This window comes from Pseudomonas sp. S3_E10, from assembly GCF_054667615.1.
Genome location: NZ_CP162743.1, coordinates 2,853,939 through 2,868,623, shown reverse-complemented (window position 1 = coordinate 2,868,623; position 14,685 = coordinate 2,853,939). Strand labels below are relative to the sequence as shown.

General features: G+C 61.9%; 15 protein-coding genes. 12 read left to right on the top strand and 3 right to left on the bottom strand.

Annotated elements, in window-relative coordinates:
- Window positions 1-217: 217 nt before the first annotated feature.
- Window positions 218-1,126, bottom strand: a complete 909-nt coding sequence (locus tag AB4N98_RS12920) for a LysR substrate-binding domain-containing protein (RefSeq protein WP_017528607.1) — start codon at window positions 1,124-1,126, stop codon at window positions 218-220.
- A 182-nt stretch (window positions 1,127-1,308) separates the two neighbouring features.
- Here AB4N98_RS12920 and aspA point away from each other — a divergent pair, with 182 nt between their 5' ends.
- From aspA to AB4N98_RS12890, 6 genes are all read left to right on the top strand, one after another.
- Entirely contained in the window at window positions 1,309-2,733 is a 1,425-nt protein-coding gene (gene aspA, locus AB4N98_RS12915) for an aspartate ammonia-lyase (RefSeq protein ID WP_017528608.1), read from the top strand.
- A gap of 390 nt (window positions 2,734-3,123) precedes the next feature.
- Window positions 3,124-4,569: an alanine/glycine:cation symporter family protein gene (locus AB4N98_RS12910; RefSeq protein WP_017528609.1), complete on the top strand. Its 1,446-nt coding sequence runs from the start codon at window positions 3,124-3,126 to the stop codon at window positions 4,567-4,569.
- A gap of 77 nt (window positions 4,570-4,646) precedes the next feature.
- Complete coding sequence (locus AB4N98_RS12905) at window positions 4,647-5,630, top strand: asparaginase (protein ID WP_065879235.1); 984 nt, start codon at window positions 4,647-4,649, stop codon at window positions 5,628-5,630.
- A gap of 95 nt (window positions 5,631-5,725) precedes the next feature.
- Window positions 5,726-6,118, top strand: coding sequence for a hypothetical protein (locus AB4N98_RS12900; RefSeq protein WP_026067316.1), 393 nt, complete (start codon window positions 5,726-5,728; stop codon window positions 6,116-6,118).
- A gap of 11 nt (window positions 6,119-6,129) precedes the next feature.
- On the top strand, window positions 6,130-6,579 hold the full coding sequence (locus tag AB4N98_RS12895) for a hypothetical protein (RefSeq protein ID WP_460149499.1): 450 nt from the start codon (window positions 6,130-6,132) through the stop codon (window positions 6,577-6,579).
- A 189-nt stretch (window positions 6,580-6,768) separates the two neighbouring features.
- Window positions 6,769-7,041: a hypothetical protein gene (locus AB4N98_RS12890; RefSeq protein WP_026067317.1), complete on the top strand. Its 273-nt coding sequence runs from the start codon at window positions 6,769-6,771 to the stop codon at window positions 7,039-7,041.
- A gap of 35 nt (window positions 7,042-7,076) precedes the next feature.
- On the opposite strand, the gene pdxR is transcribed toward AB4N98_RS12890, so the two are convergent.
- On the bottom strand, window positions 7,077-8,630 hold the full coding sequence (gene pdxR, locus AB4N98_RS12885) for a MocR-like pyridoxine biosynthesis transcription factor PdxR (RefSeq protein WP_065879232.1): 1,554 nt from the start codon (window positions 8,628-8,630) through the stop codon (window positions 7,077-7,079).
- A 90-nt stretch (window positions 8,631-8,720) separates the two neighbouring features.
- Between pdxR and AB4N98_RS12880 the strand changes: the two genes are divergently transcribed.
- From AB4N98_RS12880 to AB4N98_RS12870, 3 genes are read left to right on the top strand one after another with little or no spacing between them, the layout of a single operon-like run.
- Window positions 8,721-9,356, top strand: a complete 636-nt coding sequence (locus AB4N98_RS12880; RefSeq protein ID WP_017528614.1) for an FMN-binding negative transcriptional regulator — start codon at window positions 8,721-8,723, stop codon at window positions 9,354-9,356.
- Window positions 9,353-9,799 (top strand): GNAT family N-acetyltransferase, encoded by a 447-nt coding sequence (locus tag AB4N98_RS12875; RefSeq protein WP_017528615.1) that lies wholly within the window; start codon window positions 9,353-9,355, stop codon window positions 9,797-9,799. Before AB4N98_RS12880 ends, AB4N98_RS12875 begins: the two co-directional genes overlap by 4 nt.
- Window positions 9,800-9,809: 10 nt before the next feature.
- Window positions 9,810-10,487, top strand: coding sequence for a GNAT family N-acetyltransferase (locus AB4N98_RS12870; RefSeq protein ID WP_017528616.1), 678 nt, complete (start codon window positions 9,810-9,812; stop codon window positions 10,485-10,487).
- A 58-nt stretch (window positions 10,488-10,545) separates the two neighbouring features.
- On the opposite strand, the gene AB4N98_RS12865 is transcribed toward AB4N98_RS12870, so the two are convergent.
- Window positions 10,546-11,445: a homocysteine S-methyltransferase family protein gene (locus AB4N98_RS12865; RefSeq protein WP_460149498.1), complete on the bottom strand. Its 900-nt coding sequence runs from the start codon at window positions 11,443-11,445 to the stop codon at window positions 10,546-10,548.
- A gap of 111 nt (window positions 11,446-11,556) precedes the next feature.
- Here AB4N98_RS12865 and AB4N98_RS12860 point away from each other — a divergent pair, with 111 nt between their 5' ends.
- From AB4N98_RS12860 to AB4N98_RS12850, 3 genes are all read left to right on the top strand, one after another.
- Window positions 11,557-12,378 (top strand): ABC transporter substrate-binding protein, encoded by an 822-nt coding sequence (locus AB4N98_RS12860; RefSeq protein WP_017528618.1) that lies wholly within the window; start codon window positions 11,557-11,559, stop codon window positions 12,376-12,378.
- Window positions 12,375-13,145: an amino acid ABC transporter permease gene (locus AB4N98_RS12855; protein WP_017528619.1), complete on the top strand. Its 771-nt coding sequence runs from the start codon at window positions 12,375-12,377 to the stop codon at window positions 13,143-13,145. The genes AB4N98_RS12860 and AB4N98_RS12855 overlap by 4 nt, the downstream gene beginning before the upstream one ends.
- Window positions 13,146-13,305: 160 nt before the next feature.
- Window positions 13,306-14,616 carry an autotransporter outer membrane beta-barrel domain-containing protein gene (locus tag AB4N98_RS12850; RefSeq protein WP_460149497.1) on the top strand — a complete coding sequence of 437 codons (1,311 nt, stop codon included), beginning with the start codon at window positions 13,306-13,308 and terminating at the stop codon, window positions 14,614-14,616.
- Window positions 14,617-14,685: the final 69 nt, after the last annotated feature.

Below are 14,685 nucleotides of genomic sequence, written 5' to 3'. Positions count from 1 at the left end.
GTAATAACGCAGATAAACAGCCCCTGGGATGACCATCTGTCTTACCGCGCAAACCGGCAGTTTTATTGACTTAAGAGTCAGCGAAACAGCGCAATAACCTGTGGCAGGGGGCTGGCTCCCGATAGCGCTGGTTCAGTGTCCTAATCATCGCCTGACACACCGCTATCGGGATGCAAGCCTCTCCCGCATTTGCCCTGCATTCGGCCCAAGATTGGGCTCAGGTACTGTGCGCCGCGCCACCTTCCAGCTTTCGCCACAACAACCGCACATTCGCCTTGCGCACCAACGCACAGCGATACAGGCGAATCTCCAGCGGCACATGCCATTGCGGGCCGCCGCACACCACCAGCTCACCGCGCGCCAGTTCGGCGCGCACGCTCAGTTGCGGCACCCAGGCAATGCCCAGGCCTTCGAGGGCCATGCTTTTGAGGCTGTCGGCCATCGCGGTTTCGTACACGGTGGTAAAGCGCAACGCGCGCTGGCGCAGCAACAGGTGTACCGAACGGCCAAGAAACGCACCGGCGCTGTAGGCCAGCAGCGGCACACTGCCCTCGCCTTCCAGGTCGAACAGCGGCTTGCCGGCGGCGTCGGCGGCGCACACCGGGAGCATCTCAGTGTTGCCCAAGTGCAGCGAAGGGAAGATTTCGGCGTCCATCTGCATCGCCGCATCCGGGTCGTAGAAGGCCAGCATCAAGTCGCAGCCGCCTTCGCGCAGGGCGTGCACGGCGTCGCCGACGTTGGTGGCGACCAGCCGCGTGGCGATGTTCAGGCCTTCGTTGCGCAATTGCGCGATCCAGCGTGGGAAGAAACCCAGCGCCAGGGAGTGGGCGGCGGCCACTTGCATGACTTCGCCCTGCCCGCCTTCCAAATGATGCAAATGGCGCAGCACTTCACCCAGTTGCTCGACCACCGTGCGTGCGGTGACCAAAAACAGCTGCCCCGCCGCCGTCAACTCCACTGGCGTGCGCGAGCGGTTGACCAGGGTCAGGCCCAACGCGGCTTCCAGGCTGCGGATACGCCTGCTGAACGCCGGCTGGGTGACAAAGCGCCGCTCGGCCGCCTGGGAAAAACTTCGGGTCGCGGCCAAGGCACTGAAGTCTTCCAGCCATTTGCTCTCAAGGTTCATCACTGCCTCCCACGGGTACGCACCATTTTGGCACACACGCCCGCCATGATAGCCGGGTCACACTTGCATTATGCCGTTTATGCATAGGCCAGTGTTTAACAGCATTGGCCCAAAAATTCGTACAAGCCTAGCATTCGCAGCGTTCCGGCCAGTTCCGGGTCCTTATCGAGATGATTTCCGTCATGTCCTCTGCTGCATCTTTCCGTACAGAAAAAGACCTGCTTGGCGTACTCGAAGTACCGGCTCAAGCGTATTACGGCATCCAGACCCTGCGAGCGGTGAACAACTTCCGCCTCTCGGGCGTTCCGATTTCGCATTACCCGAAATTGGTGGTCGGCCTGGCAATGGTCAAGCAAGCAGCGGCTGACGCCAACCGCGAGTTGGGCCAGCTCAGCGAAGCCAAGCACGCGGCCATCAGCGAAGCCTGCGCTCGCCTGATCCGCGGCGACTTCCACGAAGAGTTCGTGGTGGACATGATTCAAGGCGGCGCCGGCACTTCAACCAACATGAATGCCAACGAAGTCATCGCCAACATCGCGCTGGAGGCCATGGGCCACCAGAAGGGCGAATACCAATACCTGCACCCCAACAACGACGTGAACATGGCGCAGTCGACCAACGACGCCTACCCGACCGCGATCCGCCTGGGTCTGCTGCTGGGCCATGACGCGCTGCTGGCCAGCCTCGACAGCCTGATCCAAGCCTTCGCCGCCAAGGGCGTCGAGTTCGGCCACGTGCTGAAAATGGGCCGCACCCAATTGCAAGACGCCGTGCCGATGACCCTCGGCCAGGAATTCCGCGCCTTCGCCACCACCCTGGGTGAAGACCTGGCGCGCCTGAAAACCCTGGCGCCGGAGCTGCTCACCGAAGTGAACCTGGGCGGCACCGCCATCGGTACCGGCATCAACGCCGACCCACGCTACCAGGCCCTGGCCGTACAGCGCCTGGCGGTCATCAGCGGCCAGCCGGTGGTTCCGGCAGCCGACCTGATCGAAGCCACCTCCGACATGGGCGCCTTCGTGCTGTTCTCCGGCATGCTCAAGCGTACCGCCGTGAAGCTGTCGAAGATCTGCAACGACCTGCGCCTGCTATCCAGCGGCCCACGCACCGGCATCAACGAGATCAACCTGCCGGCACGCCAGCCAGGCAGTTCGATCATGCCCGGCAAGGTCAACCCGGTGATCCCGGAAGCCGTGAACCAGGTAGCGTTCCAGGTCATCGGTAACGACCTGGCCCTGACCATGGCCGCCGAAGGTGGCCAACTGCAACTGAACGTGATGGAGCCGCTGATTGCCTTCAAGATCTTCGACTCGATCCGCCTGCTGCAACGCGCCATGGACATGCTGCGCGAACACTGCATCGTCGGCATCACCGCCAACGAAGCGCGCTGCCGCGAACTGGTGGAGCATTCCATCGGCCTGGTCACTGCGCTGAACCCGTACATCGGCTATGAAAACGCCACCCGTATCGCACGTATCGCTCTCGAAAGCGGCCGTGGGGTACTGGAACTGGTGCGCGAAGAAGGCTTGCTCGACGACGCCATGCTCGACGACATCCTGCGCCCCGAAAACATGATTGCTCCACGTTTGGTCCCGCTGAAGGCCTAAGCGTTTGTTGCACCGCTCACCAGGTTGAGGGACTAGACACCTCTCACCTTTTGAGGGCCTGAAGGCTCGTTCTTCAGGCCCTTTTTTTTGCTTCGAGGTTGTGAAATGACGCCCATAAAAAATCCAATATCGCCCTGCAAACCCACCTCCCCTGTAACAGCTTGGCTGAAACCTTTAATCGGCACGGGCAGACGGATCACGTTCGCCTAGGTATAGTGCCGCCCCTCTTCGCGTCTGCGGCCGTCGACCAAGCGGCCAGCACGCAGCGAAAGCGCATGAATAACAACACCCGCAAAAGGATTGGCATCGAAACGTCGTGCACTGCCTGGTGCTGAGCGATGCGTCGACCCGTCCTGCGTTTGCCATTAAAAAATCAGCGAGGAACACTCCATGCTCGAAGTCATCAACGACTTCCTCTCAGGGAAAGTACTGATCGCGCTCATTGTCGGGCTCGGCGGTTATTTCACGATCCGCTCGCGTTTCGTTCAACTGCGTCACTTTTTTCACATGTTCTCGGTGTTTCGCGACAGCCTCAAGAACAGCTCCGATCAGCTCAGTTCGTTCCAGGCGCTGATGCTCAGCCTGGCCGGCCGCGTCGGTGCCGGTAACATCGCCGGTGTCGGCATTGCCGTGACCCTGGGTGGCCCTGGTGCCGTGTTCTGGATGTGGGTCACCGCGTTGGTGGGCATGTCTTCGAGCTTTATCGAGTGCTCCCTGGGCCAGTTGTACAAGCGCACCGACGCGGAAGGCACTTACCGTGGCGGCCCGGCCTATTACATCCAGCACGGTTTGCACAAACGCTGGCTGGGCATGGTCATGGCGTTCCTGCTGCTGGTGACCTTCGGCTTCGCCTTCAACGGCCTGCAGGCCCACGCCGTGACCCACTCGCTGAACAACGCCTTCGGCCTGGACACCACCTACACCGGCCTGGCCCTGGCGGTATTGCTGGGTCTGGTGTTCATCGGCGGGATCAAGCGCATCGCCTCGATCGCCGACCTGCTGGTGCCGGTCAAGACCCTGGTGTACATCGCCGTGACCCTCTACGTGATCGTGCTGCAATTCGACCACGTACCGGCCATGCTCGCGACCATCGTCAAAAGCGCCTTCGGCCTCGACCAAGCCTTCGGTGGCCTGGTGGGCAGCGCGATCATCATGGGTGTCAAGCGCGGCGTGTTCGCCAACGAAGCCGGTTTGGGCAGTGCGCCTAACGTGGCAGCGGTGGCCTCGGTAGAACACCCGGTCGCCCAAGGCGTGGTGCAGGCGTTCAGCGTGTTCCTCGATACCTTCGTGATCTGCACCTGTACCGCGTTGCTGATCCTGCTTTCGGGTTTCTACACCCCGGGTTTTGAAGGCGACGGCATTGCCCTGACCCAGAACTCCCTGGCGGCGGTAGTCGGTGACTGGGGCCGCATGTTTATCTCGGTGGCCCTGGCGTTATTCGTGTTCACCTCGATCATGTACAACTACTACCTGGGCGAGAGCAACCTGCGCTTCCTGGTGGGCAACAACCGCAAGGTGCTGATCGGCTACCGCACGCTGGTGCTGGTGCTGATCTTCTGGGGCTCCATCGAGAACCTGAGCACCGTGTTCGCCTTTGCCGACATCACCATGACCCTGCTGGCCTTCGTCAACCTGTTCGCCCTGGCGTTCCTGTTCAAGATTGCCATGCGCATCCTGAACGACTACGACAACCAGCGCGCAGCGGGCATCAAGACACCGGTATTCGATTCCAGCCAGTTCCCTGACCTGGACCTGGATCGCAAGGCCTGGCCTGCCAACCCAGTGAAGCCGGATACCGTTGCAACCGCTGAACTGAACGCTCAAGTACAACGCTGAGTGTAGATAGATGACACGCCGCCCGGCCTTGGGCATGCTCTGGGCCCGGCGGCGTTTTTCGTTCAGGAGATTCTTTGATGCAATCAGCCAACAACGTGATGGTGCTCTACACCGGCGGCACTATAGGCATGCAGGCCAGCGCCAACGGCCTGGCCCCCGCATCCGGTTTTGAAGCGCGCATGCGCGAACAGCTTGCCGATGTGACCGTGCCGACCTGGCGCTTTCGGGAAATGTCGCCACTGATCGACAGCGCCAACATGAACCCAGCCTATTGGCAGCAACTGCGCACCGCCGTGGTTGAAGCCGTGGACGACGGCTGCGACGCCGTGCTGATCCTGCACGGCACCGACACCCTGGCCTACAGCGCGGCGGCCTTGGCTTTCCAACTGCTGGGCCTGCCGGCGCCGGTGGTGTTCACAGGTTCGATGCTACCGGCCGGCGTGCCCGACAGCGATGCCTGGGAAAACGTCACCGGCGCGCTGCAAGCACTGGGTGAAGGCCTCGCGGCCGGCGTACATCTGTACTTCCACGGCGCGCTGATGGCGCCGACCCGTTGCGCAAAAATCCGTAGTTTCGGGCGCAACCCGTTCGCAGCGCTGCAACGCAGCAGCCGCGCGGCCAAGGCCGATCAAATCCCCGAGGCCCTGAATTACCGCCAGCCCAAAGCCCTGGCCAACATCGGTGTGCTGCCGCTGGTGCCGGGCATCGCCGCCGCGCAACTGGATGCGCTGATCGCCAGCGGCATCCAGGCGCTGATCCTGGAATGCTATGGCAGCGGTACCGGCCCCAGCGATAACCCCGCGTTCCTCGCCAGCCTCAAGCATGCGCAGGACAAGGGCGTGGTGGTCGTGGCGATTACCCAATGCCATGAAGGTGGTGTGGAGCTGGATGTGTATGAGGCGGGTAGTCGCCTGCGGGACGTGGGCGTGTTGTCCGGTGGCGGCATGACCCGCGAAGCGGCGTTCGGCAAGCTCAACGCCTTGCTCGGCGCGGGCCTTGCCAGCACGCAAGTGCGCCGCCTGGTGGAACTGGACCTGGGCACCGAACAGCCCGCTACATAAGCACCGCCTGCCCTGTCTTGCTCTTTCCTAGCATCGAGCCCCCCCGAGCGTATGCCTCGGGGCGTTTCCATCAACTGGCAAGACAGGCCTGCACCATGACCGATCTACGCGCTACCCCACCGAACGCACAAGAAAACGAATTGACTCTGGAACTGGTGACCCAGTTATGCGTCGGCCCCTCCCTCAGCGAAGTCGCCGCCGACCTGCTGCGCCAGTCACTGGACGAAAAATACCCTGACCTGAACATCAACCCGGACACGGCGCTGATGGGCACTGCGACGTGGAAGCTCGTCGACAACCGGATCGTTGCCGGCGCACCGCAGTATCAAACCCTCAGCAACATACTGGCCCGGCAAGCCATCACTCAGTTGCCGACCCTATGCATCGAAGGCGAGCACTTTCTCACGCAGCAACCGCTCACCGACCCGGCCACTCACCCGCCCCCGCGAACCGGCGCAATAACCGCTTCGAGAGCCGCGCCTGCCTGATCGATGTCGACATGGTGAACGGCGATACAATCACCCATACCCACCAAGTGTTCATTGCCGTACTGGTAGGAAAATCCGCCGGGAAAACCGTCATCCTCTGCCACTCGTTGCTCAACGGTTACCAGAAGTTCGACACCATGGCGCAACTGGGCGCGTCACTGCCGACGCTGATGTACCGCCTCGATCCGTATGATCGCCTGCTGTGGCGCTTGTACGAACCAACCGACGACTTCTTCGCGCACCAGGCCTGCGCCATGATCACGTTGCCAATCGAGGCCCATACGCGCTTCGACGTCTCCGCCAGCACGCCCATCGTGAAGCCGGTACCAGGAGGCTCTGCCGGATTGGCTGACCCAGGAGGCCTCTACCTCGGACCTGGAGTTTTATGCACGCCATCTCAAAGACCTGGCCTCACTCAACAACCTGAACGTCGGCAAAACCTATCAGGACGATATCCCTGACATCCGCCAGGACGCCCTGAACCAGCTCAAGACCGAGCTGATAAAAGACCACCCCGAGGCGAAGTACCTGGACCTCGCCAGCCTGCGCATTCAAGTCAGAAGCCAGGTGTTCTGGGGCACCTTCAGCGTGCCCGGCCAAGTCGAAACCACCACGTTCACCCTCGCCGACCTGGCCCTGCAAAGTGCCTTTTGTATCGCCCGCTGTTCGACCCGGCACTGGTTCAATACCCGTCACCGGCAAACCTGCTGTATGCAATCAGGCAAACGCCCGAGCTGCGTGAATCGGTGGTCGCCTGGCTGCCGGACGCAGTGCGCGCGGACTACACCAATTATGTATTCCCCGGTGAACTGCCGTCGCCATGGGCCGTCGCCGACTTTCTGGTGGAGCCGGCCAAACTGCGCGAGTTCAGCGGCCCGGTGCTACAGGCGGAATTTCTCAAGCTTGAGCCTTCACGGCGTTAGGCTTCTCATCACGCCTTGGTTCGTGGCGCGTGTGATTATTCAACCTGCCACGCCGTGCGCAGCCGGGCCAATGCCTCAGCGGCCGCCGCCTCGGGTACGGCGGCGAAGCCCAGCACCAGCCCCGCACGCTGGTCGGCCGGGGTGAGCGAGCCCGGTAGCCAATAGCTGCTCAACCCGGTGATCTCGACCTGCGCTTCACGCGCTTGCGCCAGCAACCATTGCTCACGCGCCAGGCTGTCGACGCGTACGGTCAGGTGCAACCCCGCCGTAACACCGGGCAGGCTGCCCATGCCCGGCACGTCGGCGGGCCAGCCGGCCAGCAACGCGTTACGCCGACTCAACGCCGCCCGGCGCATACGGCGGATGTGACGCTGGAAATGCCCCGCAGCCATAAACTCGGCCATCACCGCCTGGGTGCTGACTTCCGAATGCCGCACATCCACCGCCCGGCGCCGCGTGAACGCCTGGACACAGCCCTGCGGCAGCACCAGATAACCCAGGCGCAACGCGGGAAAGGCGACCTTGCCGAAGGTGCCGACGTACAGCACGCGCCCGCTGCGGTCGAGCGCCGCCAAGGGGGCCAACGGCGCACCGCTGTAGCGGTACTCACCGTCGTAGTCGTCTTCAATGATCCAGCCGCCACTGCGCTCGGCCCAGGCCAGCAACTCCAGGCGCCGGGCCAGGCTCATGACCACGCCCGTCGGGTACTGATGCGAGGGAGTGACGTAGGCCAGGCGGCAATCGGTGAGCGCGTTGAGCGCAGTGCAGTCGATGCCTTCACTGTCCAGCGCCACACCCTGGAGTTTCGCGCCGGCAATCGCGAACGCGTGCCCGGCCGCACGATAGCCTGGGTTTTCGATCGCCACCGTGTCGCCCGGCGCGACCAGCAGCTGTGCACAAAGGCTGATTGCCTGCTGTGCGCCGCTGGTGATCACTATTTGCTCAGCCGTGCATTGCATCCCTCGCGAGCTGCGCAAGTAAGCCGCGATCAAACCACGCAGCCGCTCATCCCCCGCCGGGTTGCCGTAGCACAGCTGCTGCAGGTTCGGTTTACGCCAAAAAGCCGCATTCAGCTTGGCCCACACCTCAAAGGGGAACAGGTCGAAGGCCGGTACGCCCACCCTGAAAGCCCGTGGCGGACCGGTGGGAGGCAGCGGCAAATGATGGCTTTCCAAGCGCTCCAGCGCCGCGCTGTGGATAACTTTTTCTGCGTCGGATGGCGAAGAACCTCTGCAAATTGTGGATAAGGCTGGGGATAAGCCTGTTGAAAACCCTGTGGACAATTTTGTGGATAATTTTTTTGGCGCATCACGGCTTGTCGGTAGCTGCGCCACATAGGTGCCATCGCCCACCCGCCCTTCGATAAAGCCTTCGGCATAGAGCTGGTCATAGGCCCGCACTACGCTGTTGCGCGAGATCGACAACGCGGTTGCCAGGTCGCGGGTTGCCGGTAAACGGGTGCCACTGGCGAGCCGCCCGTCCAGCACACGCTGGCGCAGGGCCTGGTATAGCTGACGCGTCAGGCCCTGGCTGCGGTCCAGCTCGATGCCGGCGGGGTTGAACGACAAAGGTGCGTGTAAAGAGGGCATGAAATTGGACCTATGAAATGAGCCACAGATGGCTCTTACAACGAACCAATAGCCTGCCTAGGATGCTGGCATTCGCCAAGGAAAATATTTATGTACACACCACGCGCCTTCGCCCTCGACGACTTGCCTGAAATTCAGCAACTGATCCAGCACACGCGCCTGGCGCAGGTGGTGACCTTTGGCGAACAAGGCCTGCAGGCCAGCCACTTGCCGTTGCTACTGAACCCGGATGAAGGCCCCAATGGCACGCTCTACGGGCACCTGGCCAAGGCCAACCCGCAGTGGCGCGATTTACACAACGGCAGTGATGCCCTGGTGATCTTCGCCGGTGCCGATGCCTATATCAGCCCGGCGTTTTACCCGGCCAAGGCCGAGCACGGCAAAGTGGTGCCAACCTGGAACTACATCGCCGTGCATGCCTACGGCAAAGCCGAGGTGTTCACCGACGCCGAACGCCTGCTCAAGCTGGTCAGCGCCCTGACCGAGCGCCACGAAAGCGGCCGCGCCCAACCCTGGGCCGTGAGCGACGCACCGGCCGACTACATCGACGGCATGCTCAAGGCCATCGTCGGCTTCGCCCTGCCGATCGACCGCTTGATCGGCAAACGCAAACTCAGCCAGAACCGCAGCGCGGCGGATATGGCCGGCGTGCGCGAAGGCCTGACCGCCAGCCAAGACGTGCGTGACCAGACGCTCGCGCGTTTCATTCCCAAGGAGCCCGTATGAACCCGATTGAAATTCGCCAGGTCAGCGCCGCTGATTACGCCGCCTGGCTGCCGCTGTGGCAGGCCTACTTGGCCTTCTACAACACCGAACTGCCGGACGCCGTGACCCAGAGCACCTGGCAACGCCTGGTCGAGGCCAACGAACCGACCCATTCGGCGCTGGCCTGGCAAGCCGGCAAGGCGGTGGGCATGGTCAACTTCATCTACCACCGCTCCAATTGGAGCATCGAGAATTCCTGTTACCTGCAAGACCTGTTCGTGGGCCCGACGCAACGCGGCACCGGCGTGGGCCGCAAACTGATCGAGTTCGTCTACGCCACCGCCAAGGCCGACGGCTGCTGTAAGGTGCATTGGCTGACCCACGAGACCAACGCCACCGCGATCCAACTGTATGAGCGCATCGCCGAACGCCCGGGTTTCATCCAATTTCGCAAAGGTCTTTAAGGAGCGCAGCATGTCCACTTCCCTCGCCCACTGGAAAGGTGCCCCGGCGCCTTCGGCCCTTCTGCTCGAAGGGCGCTTTATCCGCCTGGAAAAACTCGACCCCGCGCGCCACGCAGATCAACTGTGGCAAGCCCTCGAAGGCCCCGGCGCCGACCCTAAATTGTGGGACTACTTGCCTTACGGGCCGTTTGCCGAGCGTGCCGCGTTCGATGCGTGGCTCAATAACCATGCCGCCAACAGCGATCCGTATTTCTTCAGCGTGGTCGACCGCGCCAGCGGCGAGGTGCAGGGCATCCTCAGCCTGATGTCCATTGTTGCGGCCCAGGGTCGGATCGAAATCGGCCACGTCACCTTCGGCGCGCCGATGCAGCGCTCGCCCAAAAGCACCGAAGCGGTGTACCTGCTGGCCAAGTACGCATTCGATCAGGGCTACCGCCGCCTGGAATGGAAATGCAACAACGGCAACGCCCGCTCCAAATATGCGGCCGAGCGCTTGGGGTTCAGTTTTGAGGGGGTGTTCCGCCAGCACATGGTGGTCAAGGGGCAGAACCGCGACACCGCTTGGTATTCGATTCTGGATTCGGAATGGCCAGCGGTGGGGGCGGGGTTTGAGAAGTGGCTGTCGGAGGCGAACCAGGCAGGCTCAGGGCAGCTGAAAACGCTGGCCGAGTGCCGTACCCCGATTTAACACCCCACCAAACCATTGTGGGAGGGAGCAAGCCCTCTCCCATATGATCGGCGGTGAATCATTGGCTCAGATGCTGGGCCAGCACCGCAATGTGCTCTGGCCCGATGCCGCAGCAGCCGCCCAAATGACTGGCGCCGCGGGCTTTCCAGTCGGCGGCCCAGTGCAGGTAGCCGGGCGGGTCGAGGTCGTCGCGCAGCGGGTCCAGACCATCGTTGGCCGTGGCTTCCTTGGGTTGCGGCGGGAAAGCATTGGCGTAGGCGCCGATCTGGATCGCCACGCCCAGGCGTTCGAAGGTTTCGCGCGCGGCATCGATGGCAGCGCCGATCACTTCCGGCTGGCTGCAGTTGAACAGCAGCACGTGCACGCCCAACTGCGCTGCCGCCTCGGCCGCGTCCGCCACCGGCTCGCCGGAGCGCAGGCGCGGGACCTCGTCGGTGTCTTCGTCTTTCAAGGTAAACGACAGCCAGAACGGCTTGCCATCCTCTGGTAAACCGGCCTTGATCGCTCGCGCCTCGACGATTGAACTCTGGGTTTCGGCCAGCCACAGGTCGACATGCGGCGCCAGGCCCCGCACCAGGGGCGTGAGCAACTCAGACACACGCTGCGCTTCAAACAAATCCGGACGATAAGAGCCAAACAACGGCGGTAATGAGCCGGCCACCCGCACGCTTTTGCCTGAGGCAGTCACCGCACGACGCGCCAACTCACCCGCCAACGCAGCCAGCGCTTGGCCTTCGGCGGCAAACCGCGCCTCACCGATATGAAACGGCACCACCGCGTAACTGTTGCTGGTGATCACATCGGCACCGCTGTCGATATAGGCCGCGTGCACCGCCCCCACCGCCTGCGGCGCCTCGCTCAAGGCCAACGCCGACCATTCCGGCTGACGGAACGGCGCGCCCCGGCGTTGCAGTTCACGGCCCATGCCGCCATCGAGAATTACGGTTTTTTCGTCCATATGCCTTTTACTCATAAGCTTATGAAAATAACTCACTATGAGAGTCGTTCTTATAACTATTTAATACGTTCGATCCGCTTCATACCAACTCTTTTTTCTAAAGGTGTCACCGTGAAACTTAAATCCCTGTTGGCCCTGGGCCTGATGACACTGGCGGCCTCTACCCAGGCCTTCGCCGGCGCGACCCTGGACCGCATCGAACAGAAAAAAGAGCTGGTGGGCGTGCTGATGGAAAGCTACCCACCGTTCTCGTTTCTCAATGAGCAGAACCAACTCGACGGCTTCGACGTTGATGTGGCCAAGGCCGTTGCGCAGAAGCTGGGCGTTAAGCTGCGCCTGGAAACACCCTCGTGGGACGTGATCGCCGCTGGCCGCTGGAGCGGGCGCTACGATATTTGTATCTGCTCGATGACCCCAAGCAAGGCACGCGCCGAGGTGTTTGATTTCCCGGTGGAGTATTACGCTTCCCCGGCGGTGATCGTGGTCAATGCCAAGGACGATCGCATCCACAGCGCCAAGGACCTGAGCGGCAAGAAAGTCGGCCTTACCAGCGCCTCCAGCTATGAAAGCTACCTGAACAAGAACCTGGTGATCGAGGGCGCCGAAGACACGCAGTTGCAGTACCCGTTCGAGGACGTGCAAATCGCCCCGTACGATACCGACAACGTAGCGTTCCAGGACTTGGGCCTGGGCGCCGGCGTGCGCCTGGATGCAATCCTCACCAACCTGGTCACCGCCCAACCGCGCCTGAACCAGGACAAACGCTTCAAGCTGGCCGGCGAACCGCTGTACTCCGAGCCCAACTCGGTGGCCATCGAAAAAGGCGACCCGCAGTGGGACAGCAAGGTGCGTGAAGTCTTCGCCCAGCTGAAACAGGACGGCACGTTGAGCAAGCTGTCGCAAAAATGGATCGGCGCCGATATCAGCCGATGAGCTTTCGCATACGGCTGTACCTGACCTGGGCGACGCTGTTCGCCCTGTTTGCCGGTTTCTTCCTGAGCTTTGACCTGAAGTTCTCGATCATCCTCGACAAGCTGCCCAACCTGGTCGGCCTGCACTTGGCGCCCAACGGTTTTCTGCAAGGCGCGGCACTGACGGTGTTTTTGTGCCTGTGCTCGATTGCCGCGTCGTCGGTGCTGGGCTTTATCACCGCCCTGGGGCGCCTGTCGAAAAGTGCCGTGGCGTTCGGTATCGCCAGTTTCTACGCCTCGTTCTTTCGCGGCACGCCGCTGCTGATCCAGATCCTGTTGATCTACCTGGGCCTGCCGCAACTGGGCCTGGTGCCGGGCGCCATCGTCGCGGGGATCATCGCGCTGTCGCTGAACTATGGCGCTTACCTGAGCGAAATTTTCCGCGCCGGTATCCTGGGCGTTCCCCACGGCCAACGCGAAGCCGCCCTGGCCCTGGGCATGCGCGACAGTGCGATCTTCTGGCACGTCACCCTGCCCCAGGCCATGCGCACCATCATTCCGCCCGCGACCAACCAGTTCATCTCCATGCTCAAGGACTCGTCCCTGATCTCGGTGATGGGCGTGTGGGAAGTGATGTTCCTGGCGCAGTCCTATGGCCGCTCCAGCTACCGCTACATTGAAATGCTCACCACGGCCGCGATCATCTACTGGGTGATGTCGCTCGGGTTGGAACTGATCCAGGCGCGCATGGAGCGTCATTATGGCAAGGGCTATGTAAAGCGCGGGTGACCCGGCCGCCAAACAACGAGCGTGACCCGCCCTATCGCTGATTGTTTTTAATCGCGCCAGACCAGAGACATCTCCCGCAAACGAGCGGCTCGCAGGCTGACATTTATCCCCCCGGTACGCCGCTAAATTCCCCGCCTCATATATCAAGAGGTGGGTTTACATGCCGCTCATAAAGAAACAACTCGCAATGGCCATCACCCTGACGCTCGGCGCGCTCAGCGCTCAACACGCGCAGGCACGAGGCGACATCGAGCCAGACAGCGAATGGCTTGAGCCGGCTGCGGTGAGCAGTGGAAGGCACCATTTCGAACCGGCTTTGCCGACACCCGAAGACTTCTACTTCGCCAACACCGCCACCAGCCGGAACGGTTTGAGCGTCGCCAAAGTGGTGGACTCCGCGGTGCAAACCCTGCTGGCCTCGGACGAACTGCATGAATGGGAAAAAAACCGCCTTGAGAATTACGGCCTGTACCTGGGCACCTTGGAGCCAGGTCGGATAGGTGCCGTGCTTGAGCAACTGGCAGGCACCCAGAACGCCAACCTGGGCACCGCCACTCAAAACAGCATGAATCAATTGAACGCCAGCCTGTTGTCGGCCCTGCGCCTGCTGGACAACCACGCCAGCGAGACAGGACGCGTATGGGTCCAAGGCCTGGGCCATAGCGGCAAGCTCGATGCCCAGCACGGCAGTGCCGGCTTGAAACAACGCAGCCAGGGCCTGCTGCTGGGTGCCGACTGGTCAATCGACCCTGCATGGCGACTCGGCGTGGTGGCCGGCAAGTCCGGCAGCGAACTGAACGCCACGCGTTTCAAAGGTGATCTGGACAGTTGGCACCTGGGGGCTTACGCCGTGCGCCAGGACGGACCACTGGCCTTGCGCCTGGGGGCGCTTTACAGCGCCCATACCGGGAAAAACAAGCGTACGGTCGATTTCGATTTTATTAACCGCCGCGAAAATCTCACGGGCCAGTACAACGCCCAGAGCCAAAACGTATTCGCAGAGTTGGGCTATCAATTGGACCTGGGCGGTTTGCACGCCGAGCCCTTTGCCGGCGCTGGTTTTCAGCGCTATCAGCGTGACCGTTTTCGGGAAAAAGGCGGCTACAGCGCACTGGACGTGGGTGCACAAACCCAGCAAAACCTCAGCACTACCTTGGGCCTTCGCTTGAGCCACGGTTTTGCACTGGGCAACCAAATGACCCTCAAACCGCACCTGAGCACCCAATGGAAACACCTGTATGGCGACGTCAACAGTCGCGTTCGCCAGTCATTTGCCGGGAACAAACGTCAGGACTTCAACAGTGAGTTCACCATCGACGGCACCGCTCTGGACCGCGACAGTCTGGCGCTGCGTACCGGCCTGGACATGGCGCTGTCGGCTGAACACCGTGTGGGCCTGGCCTACACCGCCGAGTTCGGCAGCCATAGTCGTAACCAGGGGTTGATGGGGCAATGGGCGATGGCGTTCTAAGGCGGCATTGCCTGAACAACAGACAAAAAAAGGGGGCACATGCCCCCCGAGGTTTAAACGGTAGTGTCG